The sequence below is a fragment of the Mucilaginibacter sp. P4_E8 genome (assembly GCF_056401495.1).
In genome coordinates this window covers 1-11396 of sequence record NZ_JBFUJG010000144.1, presented here as the reverse complement: position 1 = coordinate 11396, position 11396 = coordinate 1, and the positions used below count along the sequence as shown (strand labels likewise).

Below are 11396 nucleotides of genomic sequence, written 5' to 3'. Positions count from 1 at the left end.
GTTTACACCAGATGCTGTTCCTGAAAAATGATCACTTACTGAGCCCATTACCGCCGCGGTGAGTGGTGCAACAGTAAATGACATACCCGCTCCAAAAACAAGAACACCGGGAAAAAAGGTTGTCCAATAATCACCGGGGCCGTTTGTTTGTTTTACAAAAGATAAGATCAGCAGACCTGCACCCGCGGCGGCGGGACCACCTATTAATAGTAAGCGCGGGCCATGTTTATCAGCAAGGCCGCCCGCGAATCGTGCCATGGATATCATGAGTATGGTGAAAGGTAAAAAGGTAAGTCCTGATTGTAACTGACTGTAAACCTGTGCCTGAACCAAGTTTAATGAAAGAAATAACATACCGGCGCCAAGCCCGGCATACAGAAAAAAGGTGAGCAGGTTAACCCCCGTAAAAGTCATGCTGGTAAATAATTTTAACGGCATCATGGGGTGCTTACTCTTACTTTCAATAAAGATAAAAGCAGCCAGTAATAAGAGGCCGGCTCCCAATGTAGTATATACCTGCCAGTTGTTTAATCCAACGGCAGGTACCCGCAAAAAGCCAAATGTAAGCAACGCTAAACCCAGCGCGATGGCTACAGCCCCGGGAAAATCCAAAGCATGGTCGCTTTCTTCGTCGCGACTTTCTTTTACTTTCTGCCATAGGATCCAAAGCGCAACTGTACCAATGGGAACGTTAATGAAAAATATATAACGCCATAAACCTGCATCGCCAAAGGCCCCACCCAATATAGGGCCACCCAGGGTAACCACCGTAGTAAATGCCGACCATGTACCAATGGCCTTGCCCCGTTCTTTTTCATCAATTGAGGAAGAGATCAATGATAAACTACCTGGTATCATCAATGCCCCTCCAATACCCTGCAGCATTCTGAAAACTATAAGCAAAGTAACATCGGGAGCGAAACCGCAGGCTGCAGAACCTATTATAAAAATAAAAATACCGGCCATGAATATTTTTTTACGGCCCAGCTTATCGCCTAATGATCCGCCTATCATAATAAGGGAGGCCAGCATAACCAGGTAGGCATTTAGTATCCAGAAAAGATCGGTACCGGTGGCGTTTAAACTTTGTTGTAATGATGGTAATACTACGTTTAGTGCTGTGCCATCAATAAATGCCATTGCCGATGCCATGATTGATGAAACCATGATCCATTTACCAGCAGAACTACCAAGTGCAACTGTTGCCATAAAATAGGTTATACAGTAAATGTAACAAAGTACAATCACAAAATTGTTTGTAGCGCTGTTAAATTATAAGTATTTTTTCACTAAGGAGCTCATTATAAGTGTCAAATATTGCATACCCAAACCTATCAGGCTGCCACTGAATGGGAATGAAAAACACCCGCCATTGAAATAATCGTTAAACTTTTTATCTTTACTCAACCTCAGCTCGGGGACTACATTTTACTGCCAATTACCCTAATCGTCAGGCCCTGAGCGTTCAGCAACAATTCAAAAACGAAAACAATGGAACATAAAGCCACCTCTATTCGACCATTCATTGGAGCCGAAAATTTTGAAATATCAAGAAGTTTTTACCGGGACCTGGGTTTTCAGGAAAGTGTTTTGGCTCATAACATGTCCTATTTTAAAGCCGCGGATTTAGGATTTTATTTACAAGATGCTTACGTGAAAGATTGGATAGACAATTCAATGATTTTTTTAGAAGTTGAAGATGTTGATAAGCATTGGAAAGAATTGGTGGCTTTGGACCTTGCATCTAAATATGAACGTGTTAAACTAACACCAATCCGAGGGTATGACTGGGGTAGGGAATGTTTTCTGCACGACCCATCAGGAATTCTCTGGCACTTTGGAGAGTTTTACAAATAGTTAAAACAAGTTCATCACGTCTGGATATTTCAGCGCCGCTTGTGGTATCGGGCACTAATCAGGTAAATTTTTTTGGATAAAGAAAAATAAAAAAACTACCTTTCAACCTGTCATCGCAAGTGTATATAAAAGTTTGAAACTATAAATTGTTAAAATAGAATATGAAAAACTTATTAATATTCGGCAATAAGTCAATTTGCCGTTTTTTCCAGATGCAAATTATCCTGTCCTTATTTGTTTTTTCGGCAGTTAAGGCATCAACTGGCAAGGCAGAACCGACAAAAGACCCTGATGTGATTGGCAGGTGGGACCTTACAATCAACAAAGCAGGTAAAAATTTACCTTCCTGGTTAGAGGTGCAGAAATCAGGTACACATACACTGATCGGTCGTTTTGTGTATGCTTTTGGCAGCGCACGCCCTATTTCAGAAGTTAAACCTGATAATGGTAAATACAGCTTTTCTATTCCTCCGCAATGGGAAGAAGGGAGCAGGAACATGGATTTTCAATTTGAAGTTAGCGGCGATAAAATAAAAGGCACCATGGTTTTTACTGATGGCGTTACTTATGAATTTACGGGTGTCCGTGCTCTATTACTTATCAAGTCTAAAAGTCCGGTTTGGGGCACGCCGGTGAAATTGTTTAACGGAAAAAATATTAAAGGCTGGCATGCCGATGGCAAAAATCAATGGATTGCAGAGGGTGGTATTTTGAGAAGCCCACATTCAGGAGCTAACCTGATAAGTGATAAAACTTTTACCGATTTTAAACTTCATATTGAATTTCGGTACCCCCAGGGAAGTAACAGCGGCGTTTATCTGAGGGGCAGATATGAATTGCAGATCATTGATACAAAAAGCGGCGACCCTGAGCCTATCAACAACCAGTTCAGCTCAATCTATGGTTTCCTGCCGCCAAATAAAATGATGGCGAAAAATCCGGGCGAGTGGCAATCTTATGATGTTACACTGGTTGGCAGAATGATAACTATTGTAGCTAACGGAAAAACGGTAATATGCGACCAGGTGATCCCCGGCATAACCGGAGGAGCGATAAACAGTCAGGAAGGAGAACCAGGCCCGATACTGATCCAGGGTGACCATGGACCGATTGATTACAGGAATATTGTTATTACTCCTGTAAAGTAGTGGATACTAAGAGACAACAAAGCCTTCCTGAGCAATCAGGAAGGCTTTGTTATTTCAAGACATAGTTAGATTGAATCTTTCCATTGAATACACAACTTCGGCGCTTGTAAAGCGTATACAAAGTAACTCACGAATAAGAGTGATCTCGATTGGAATACGGTGAGGTTGAAATAACAAAAACCATTGTAGAATTTAAGCCTTCAAGAGGCTAATAAGGAGCAACGTTGCACTATGGTTCAATTTCAAACGGCAAACGCCTGAACAATATAGGAATTGATGAAAACAGCAGAAGAAATAATTTGGTCAAAAGCAGCTCACGCCGAATATCCATCTTATTATAATGAAACAGACATTGAGGACATGATGGAATCCTACGCTGAGCAGTTTAAACCTCAATGGGTTCCGGTACAAGACGTTTTAACTTCAGAGCTTATTAACAACCTTGATAATCTCTACTTGTGGGATGGCCAAAAAGGGGTAACGGGCAGGTATAGCCCAAGTGATGGAAAGTTCTACGGTTACCTAACCAAGTCTGAATTTTTGGCAACACATTGTATGGAATTACCTGGCCCGCCCAATATTTAATATATCTCCCCACTCAGCCTATGGTCGGTGTTATAACAACAGAGCCCTCCTGATTGCTCAGGAAGGCTCGTAACCAGTGACCGGGCCATATACTTCATTCGCAAATAACTATGGCCCGGTAAGATTTAAAGTACAGATACCAATTCGGCTATCCTGTTGGAAATGCCGACCTCATTATCGTACCAGGCGACTACTTTCACCAATTTTCCGATGGATTTGGTGAGATTACCATCCACAATGGAGCTGTGGGTATTACCCAATATATCTGCAGAGACGAACTGCTCTTCGGTATATTCCAAAATTCCTTTCAAAGATTGATCTGCATAGCTTTTTAAAATAGCATTGAGGTCTTTTGCTGAAACTTCCTTTTTAAGATTGATCGATAGGTCGACAATAGATCCGTCAATCACCGGAACCCGGTAGGAGAATCCGTCCAGTTTACCTTTCAGTTCCGGCAATACGTCGCCAATAGCCTTAGCAGCGCCGGTTGTGGTAGGTATTATTGAATGCGGTGCGGATCGTGCCCGGCGAAGGTCTTTATGTGGCGCGTCCTGCAAATGCTGGTCGGCTGTAAAAGCATGCACAGTGGCCATAAAGCCGGATTCAATACCGAACTCCTTATCCAGTATGAATAATACTGGAGCAATACTGCCCGTTGTACAGGATGCTGTTGAATAGATCTGGTCGCCGCCGATCAGGTCATTGTTTACGCCATGCACAATGGTTTTGATCCCGCCGGTTGCAGGGGCAGTAATTAGTACCTTTTTTGCACCCGCGTCAATGTGAGCCTGTGCGGCCGACTTGTCAGTAAAGCGACCGGTCGATTCGATGACCACATCAATTCCCAGATCTCCCCATGGAAGGTTTTTAGGATCTTTTTCGCTCAGTAGTTGTATTTTTCGGCCATTTACCAACATGGCGCCGTCTTCTTGGGCAACTGTGCCTGGAAACTGCCCGTGAGCACTATCATATTTCAACAGGTGGATCAACGTTTGCAGATCCGTCAGGTCATTGATCGCAACAACCTCGATATCCTTTTTGTTTTGTAAAGCCCGTAGCGTCATCCGGCCGATGCGGCCAAATCCATTAATTGCAATTTTCATATTTCTGTAGTTTTAAAAATCTCCTGTAGTCTGATGGTGTAACCATCAGGTGTCTTAAAAATAAACGTCTCATGGATACCAATCCCCCTAAACCGCAACGCAAAGCGATTTCTTCAAGCGGCAGATCGCTTTGCTCCACATGAACACTGGCAGCTTCCACGCGAAGCTTTTCAATGAATTTGGCCGGGGAAATTCCGGTTTGCCTGGTGAATACCCGGGTGAAGTTTCGCGTACTCATGTTCAGGTGTTCCGCTAAACGTCCAATATTCAGGGGTTCGTGCAAGCGCCCTGCCAGCCATTCTTTTAACTGTACGGCCAGGGCAGATGTATCGGCCAGTGTCCCAAACTGCACCTGGTAAGCCTGCTTGTTCAGGTAAAAGAAAATGAGTTTCCTTGCTACATGGGCTGCAACGGCCCGTCCGCAATCTTCCTCTACCATCGCTAAAGCCAGGTCTATTCCGGAAGATACCCCGCCGGAGGTATACAGCTGCCCGTCCCGGGTATGAAAATAATGATGATCCAGTAATAGGCCCGACCTTTCTACAATGGTAGCGCCAACGCCTATCGTTCCGATCCGACGGATTTGGTTATGCACGCCTGCCAGCCAGGTATAGAATTGCTTATAGTTTGATTCAGAGTCGTTCCCGACAATCAGTAGCGTATCAATACCACTCAGATCCCTTAACGCATTACTATTGATTTGTAGCCCGCCAATGCCTTTCACTGTTTCGCCATCCGGAGAAACCAATGATACATCGTATATATCCCGGAGCGCATTGGCATGCCTGAAAACATCAGCAGGTCCTGCGAAATCCATCAAGAAGTTACCGGACATCACTACAATTGCGATCTTCTTCTTATCCATGTTCAAAATTATATAATACTAAACCTGTCTCAAAGGACATAAATTATACAATTCAGGCCATGTACCAGTTGCCTGGATATTGCTAAATTGGGTTCAATGACAGACCTAAATGAAACGAATGCGAAATGTTGAACGTATAATTGCTGAAATTGCGATAAGGATCATGAATGAAGACGAGGAACTTACTAAAAGTGACAATTTATCAAATCTATCACGTATAAGGCCACCAAAATCCAAAAGTATCGGTTAAGCACCTAATTGCAAATGCATAAAATAAGGTTATTATTAATGTATTGTAAATTAGATACTTAACCCTATAGTCGGTGTTATCACCGCACCATTAAAACAACAAAGCCCTCCTGATTTCTCAGGAAGGCTTTGTACTGAAACGATTAGCCACTCTGTTTGATAGTTAAGGCCCATTTGGAATATCTAACCCGATTCCGATATCTATCGGGACCATCATTGATTGTTTTAATTTTAACCATTCGATGATTTTCTATAGTTCTTTTATTTTAATATTTCTGAACGCAATACCGGTAGCCCAGTCTTGCAGAACGAGATGGCCGCTGATATGCTTGCCGTATTCGGGGTAAGCGTGAAAATGCGAGTTTGCTACTTTTTGTGCCCATACTTTGGAAGTAAAGTCCTCCTCTGTGGTGAGTATACCATTAAGATAAAACTGCACTTTGCCGTTTTTTTGCCTTATTTCAGAATGGTTCCAGGTATTCTCAGGTTTGGTTTTCGCCAGTTTTTTTTGCGAAGACATTCCGAATAAACAGCCTGAACGGTATTGCGGTTTGGCATAGTCTGGGTTGGCATTGTCGAGCAATTGATATTCCGGCCCCGACGCCCAACCTGTCGGAACATCTTTTCTTTCTAAAACGTTAATAAAAACGCCGCTGTTTCCTCCTTTTGGCAGTTTCCAGTCAAATTTCAGATCATAGTTCTTATATTCCTTATCGGTGATCAAATCACCCGGACCTGTCTTATCCATTGCATCACAGAATAGCTCCCCGTCCTTGGCCTTCCAAACAGTGAATGCCCCCTGGCTGTTATACAAATGCCAACCGCTGGTCGAGTTTCCATCAAATAATAGCTTCCAGCCCTGTTTTTTTTCTTGTGCGGAGAGCTTATTGTTTTGGTCTCCACTGAAGGAGTAGCAAGTAAAGATGGCTGCCGATATAGCCAGGATAAATAAACATTTGGTGCAGTTCTTTTTCATAATTTTTCAGGTTCTGATTTATTGGCATCAATTTGCAAATAATTTTATCAAGATCGTTAAAATTAACCCTAAGAAACTAACATAATAGTCAAAGTGAAATTTGAACGGGATTATTATAGATGAAATAATATTCTGCCTATGGTCGGTTTTATCACCGCACAATTAAAGCAACAAAGCCCCTTCTTTCGAAGAGGCTTTGTACCCAGCGCCGGAGTCGAACCGGCACGGTTTCCCACAGGTGTTTGAGACCAGCGCGTCTACCAATTCCGCCAGCTGGGCATACTATGTTGTAAGTGATCGTTGATTTTCTTACAAGCGGGCTGCAAATGTATCTAAACTCTCTTTAATTCGCAACAGATATTTTTGTCTGTAGTAAATTTCTGCAATTTTATTCCGTCTGCTTTCCTGCGCGTTATGGTCAATTTGTTCATAATCTGCAGTAAGTTCTGTAATCTTGTCGTTAATATCTCCCTCAATAGCAAGCACTTCCGCGGTAACTTGTGCCAGTTGTTCAGCATCTTCAACTTCCATCAGGCGCTCATTAATATCCATCATTTCCATTAAAAAATCTGCCGGAAGTTGTGGTTTTGCACCCTCAGATACCAGGCCATGCACCTTTAAAAGGTATTTCATACGGCGTGCTGGGTCCGAAAGTATCTGGTAAGCCTTATTATTTAATGTTGATAGTTCCAGTATTTCCTGTTGTTTGGCCTCATCCTCGCCCGCATAAAAATCAGGGTGATATAACTTACTCAGTTCGTAAAACTTTTTTTTCAGCGTGGCCTGGTTTGTATTAAATGATTCAGGGATGCCATAAAATTCAAAATAGTTCATAGCGCAAAGGTAAGGAGATGTAGACGTGAATTTCATTGATTTAATTGAATTACATGAATTTTGATGATCAGTTAACATTCATTATTGCGAATTACTTTCTAATTCGTGTAATTCGTGGTTATCCTTATCTTTGCTCCTTATACCATAAATAAGCTATGTTGTTTGAACAAATACGGCAAAAGCCGTTCTTTATATTAGGGCCCTGTGTAATGGAAAACCAGGAACTTTTATATCAGGTAGCAGAGAAAGTTGCCGAAGCTGGTCAGCGCTACAATGTACCTGTGATCTTCAAATCGTCATTTGATAAAGCCAATCGTACATCTATCCATTCGTATCGTGGCCCGGGTATTGAAAAAGGTATGCAAATGTTGCAAAATGTAAAAGATCGTTTCGGGCTGCCGCTTACAACCGATATTCATGAACCCGCACAGGCAGCCATAGCTGCACAAGTGGTTGATATATTACAGATACCAGCCTTTTTATGCCGACAAACAGATTTGCTGGTGGCTGCTGCCCAAACAGGTAAAATAGTAAATGTAAAGAAAGCTCAATTCCTATCTGGCCAGGATATGTTTTATCCGGCTCAAAAAGTGATAGAAGCCGGTAATACTCAGGTTATACTTACTGAACGGGGTAACATGTATGGTTACAATAACCTGGCTGTTGATTTCAGGAACATTTATGATATGAAGGCCTTTGGCCATCCTGTTTGTATGGATTGTACCCATTCGGTACAGCGACCAGGCGGGGCGGGGGGCAAAACAGGTGGCGACCGTACCTTTGTACCTATGATGGCATTAGCTGCAAAGGCTTTTGGTGCGGATGGTTATTTTATGGAGATACACCCTGATCCGGATAACGCGTTGAGCGATGGACCTAACATGGTTAAATTACAGGATCTGGATAAGGTGATGGCACCTTTAGTGGGATAAATACATGAAAGATATTGCCAAAAAGGTTTTTGATATAGAGATTGAATCGCTGCAGCATGTGGCTGGTTTAATTGATGATGAGTTTACAAAGGCCGTAGAAGCTATACTGAACGCTAAAGGTAAACTGGTAGTGACCGGCATAGGCAAATCAGGGCTTATTGGTAAAAAGATAGCCGCTACACTTGCCAGCACTGGTACGCCCAGTTTCTTTCTGCACCCTGGTGAGGCTTTTCATGGCGACCTGGGTATGGTGGGTACTGATGATATTGTGATGATGATATCATACTCCGGAGAAACCGAAGAAGTGCTCAGGATAATTCCATTTTTAAACTGGAACAAGAATTTAATTATCGGTGTTACGGGTAATCCCAATTCAACGGTGGCTAAAAACAGTCACCACCACCTCAATATAAAAATTGCCCGCGAAGCTTGTCCGCTGGAGCTAGCGCCTACATCATCAACTACCGCGGCTCTGGTAATGGGCGATGCCCTTGCCATAGCATTAATGGAATCGCGCGATTTTAAACAGCATGATTTTGCCCGTTTTCACCCCGGCGGAAGCCTGGGGCGTAAGTTGCTGGTTAAGGTGAAGGATCTGATGCGTACCGATAAACTGCCCTTTATAACAGAACAGGCTTCGTTTATGGAGTTGTTGCTTAATATGTCGGCAGGGCGCTTAGGCATGGTAATGGTGGGCGATGCCACTTATATTAAAGGTATAGTTACTGACGGCGATCTGAGGCGTGCTTTATTGCTACACCCTGATACATCAACTTTAACTGTTGCCGAAATAATGACCGTAAATCCTATCATCATTGATGGTGAGGAATTTGCAAGCCAGGCCGAACAATTAATGATAGAAAAAAAGATAACCACACTGCTGGTTGGTTCGGCACAAAACAGAAGCATTAAGGGCGTTTACCAGATCTATAGTCAATAGAGTAGGTTGTGCTCACAAAAAATAAATCTATATTTACAACCTATCTACCGCTGCTATAAAACATGTTTGATCATCAGTCAAATCAACCCGTTGAAAAATTTGTACCGCCTGCAAATATCAGTATTGCAATTATTGGTTTGGGATATGTAGGCTTACCATTGGCCGTGGAGTTTGCTAAAAAATTCCCGGTAAAGGGATTTGATATTAAACAAAGTCGTGTTGATGAGCTAAACAGTGCCTTTGACCGTACCCTCGAAACTGAATCAGCTATACTTTTATCAGTATTAGCAACCGATATTACAACAGACAGGGGGCTTATATTTACGTCAGATGTTAATGATATTGCCTCATGCAACGTGTTCATTGTTTCGGTTCCTACACCTACAGACCAGTACAACCGCCCCGATCTGAGCCTGCTGATCAAAGCCAGCCAGAGCGTTGCTGGGGTACTTAAAACAGGCGATGTTGTGATCTATGAATCAACCGTATATCCCGGTGCTACCGAGGATGTTTGTGTGCCTGTATTGGAGCAAATTTCAGGATTGAAATACAATAGTGAATTTTTTGCCGGATACTCGCCTGAGCGCATTAATCCCGGCGATAAGATTCATACACTTACCAATATTTTAAAAGTAACATCAGGGTCAACGCTTGAGGCCGCAGACTTTATAGATGGACTTTACCGCACTATTGTAACAGCCGGCACACATAAGGCACCAAGTATAAAAGTCGCGGAGGCCTGCAAAGTGATCGAGAATTCGCAACGCGACATTAATATTGCTTTTGTAAATGAGCTGGCCAAAATATTTAACATTATGGATATTGATACCCATGCTGTTTTGGAAGCTGCCGGAACTAAATGGAACTTCCTGAATTTTAAACCGGGCCTGGTTGGTGGTCATTGTACCGGGGTTGATCCTTATTATTTGGCTCAAAAGGCGCAGGAGGTAGGTTATCATCCCGAAATTATACTGGCCGGCAGAAGACTTAATGATGGCATGGGTACCTACGTTGCTCTTGAAGTAATTAAGCTGATGATAAAAAACGATATATCAGTTAAAAAATCACACATATTGGTGCTTGGTTTTACCTTTAAAGAGAATTGCCCTGACGTACGTAATACCAGAGTTATTGATATTGTTAATGTTTTAAGCGGATTTGATGCTCATTGTGAGCTATATGACCCCTGGGCTGATCCGGACGAGGTTAAGCATGAATATAATGTAGACACCATAAAAGATCTGGATAAGTTAAGCGGAAATTATGATGCTATAATTGTAGCAGTTGGGCACAGGGAATTTTTTGATCTGAATTATGACAGGCTCAAGAAAAACAGCTCATCGGTTATATATGACATCAAAGGAATACTGGATAAGGATATGGTGAACGGTCGTTTGTAGATCCTATATATGCATTAAAATTAATGATTGTTTTATCGACAGACACATTGGTTAGTTGCTTAATTATTTTATATTTGATTTTGTATGAATTTCTTAATTTTTAATTTTGTTGATAGTAATATGAAATTTTTGTAACTGGTTGCGCATTCAATTATCAGATTGTTATTTATAAATAAATATGCTAATTTAGCGTGCATTTTCTACTTCAATAAGCTCTATAAATGATTCACAGATACGCTACTTTTATTAAAGCAGTGAACCTTACTATTGATTATATTATACTTAATATAAGCATGGTAATTTCTTACTTCATCGAAGACAGATCGTATATTTTTTGGATAAATAACAGAAGGTATTTACCCATTGTATTGGTATTCAATTTAATTTGGTTGTTATCTGCCAATATCACTGGTTTATATGAACATGTTTTAAACAAAGATTCTATAAGAACTTATCGTGGTGTAATTAAAACGTACCTTTTGTTTGTGAGTTTTATATGCTTTACCA

11 protein-coding genes, 1 tRNA gene and 1 pseudogene are annotated in these 11396 nt (G+C 41.7%); 7 read left to right on the top strand and 6 right to left on the bottom strand.

Translation table 11 applies throughout. The features are described 5' to 3' along the window. Positions 1–1209 (bottom strand): MFS transporter (locus AC1DRQ_RS26240; RefSeq protein WP_477428286.1); only part of this gene is annotated, 1209 nt, incomplete at its 3' end. Between the two features lie 282 nt (positions 1210–1491). Here AC1DRQ_RS26240 and AC1DRQ_RS26235 point away from each other — a divergent pair. The 3 genes from AC1DRQ_RS26235 to AC1DRQ_RS26225 all read left to right on the top strand — a co-directional run bounded on the left by AC1DRQ_RS26235 (position 1492) and on the right by AC1DRQ_RS26225 (position 3590). Beyond that, a complete protein-coding gene (locus AC1DRQ_RS26235; protein WP_477428283.1) occupies positions 1492–1857 on the top strand; it encodes a VOC family protein in 366 nt (121 codons plus the stop codon). Positions 1858–2018: 161 nt separating this feature from the next. Next, complete coding sequence (locus tag AC1DRQ_RS26230) at positions 2019–3005, top strand: 3-keto-disaccharide hydrolase (RefSeq protein WP_477428281.1); 987 nt, start codon at positions 2019–2021, stop codon at positions 3003–3005. A 276-nt stretch (positions 3006–3281) separates the two neighbouring features. Continuing rightward, complete coding sequence (locus AC1DRQ_RS26225; RefSeq protein ID WP_477428279.1) at positions 3282–3590, top strand: hypothetical protein; 309 nt, start codon at positions 3282–3284, stop codon at positions 3588–3590. A 125-nt stretch (positions 3591–3715) separates the two neighbouring features. Here the strand turns inward: AC1DRQ_RS26225 and gap are convergent, their stop codons facing one another. The 5 genes from gap to hscB all read right to left on the bottom strand — a co-directional run bounded on the left by gap (position 3716) and on the right by hscB (position 7617). Continuing rightward, positions 3716–4693 (bottom strand): type I glyceraldehyde-3-phosphate dehydrogenase, encoded by a 978-nt coding sequence (gap, locus tag AC1DRQ_RS26220; protein WP_477428277.1) that lies wholly within the window; start codon positions 4691–4693, stop codon positions 3716–3718. Further along, positions 4677–5558, bottom strand: a complete 882-nt coding sequence (locus AC1DRQ_RS26215; RefSeq protein WP_477428275.1) for a GlxA family transcriptional regulator — start codon at positions 5556–5558, stop codon at positions 4677–4679. Before AC1DRQ_RS26215 ends, gap begins: the two co-directional genes overlap by 17 nt. 499 nt (positions 5559–6057) lie before the next feature. Continuing rightward, entirely contained in the window at positions 6058–6783 is a 726-nt protein-coding gene (locus tag AC1DRQ_RS26210; protein ID WP_477428273.1) for a 3-keto-disaccharide hydrolase, read from the bottom strand. Positions 6784–6982: 199 nt separating this feature from the next. Then, positions 6983–7062 (bottom strand) — tRNA-Leu (locus AC1DRQ_RS26205). A gap of 30 nt (positions 7063–7092) precedes the next feature. After that, on the bottom strand, positions 7093–7617 hold the full coding sequence (gene hscB / locus AC1DRQ_RS26200) for a Fe-S protein assembly co-chaperone HscB (RefSeq protein ID WP_477428271.1): 525 nt from the start codon (positions 7615–7617) through the stop codon (positions 7093–7095). 155 nt (positions 7618–7772) lie between these two features. On the opposite strand from hscB, the gene kdsA reads away from it, so the two are divergent. The 4 genes and pseudogenes from kdsA to AC1DRQ_RS26180 form a co-directional block, all read left to right on the top strand. Further along, positions 7773–8549, top strand: a complete 777-nt coding sequence (kdsA, locus tag AC1DRQ_RS26195) for a 3-deoxy-8-phosphooctulonate synthase (protein ID WP_477428269.1) — start codon at positions 7773–7775, stop codon at positions 8547–8549. A 4-nt stretch (positions 8550–8553) separates the two neighbouring features. Continuing rightward, the gene (locus AC1DRQ_RS26190) at positions 8554–9489 is read left to right on the top strand and encodes a KpsF/GutQ family sugar-phosphate isomerase (RefSeq protein ID WP_477428267.1); all 936 of its coding nucleotides are present in this window, start codon (positions 8554–8556) and stop codon (positions 9487–9489) included. A 62-nt stretch (positions 9490–9551) separates the two neighbouring features. Then, entirely contained in the window at positions 9552–10889 is a 1338-nt protein-coding gene (locus AC1DRQ_RS26185; RefSeq protein ID WP_477428265.1) for a nucleotide sugar dehydrogenase, read from the top strand. A gap of 221 nt (positions 10890–11110) precedes the next feature. After that, a pseudogene (locus tag AC1DRQ_RS26180) lies at positions 11111–11396 on the top strand (undecaprenyl-phosphate glucose phosphotransferase); the annotation flags it as partial.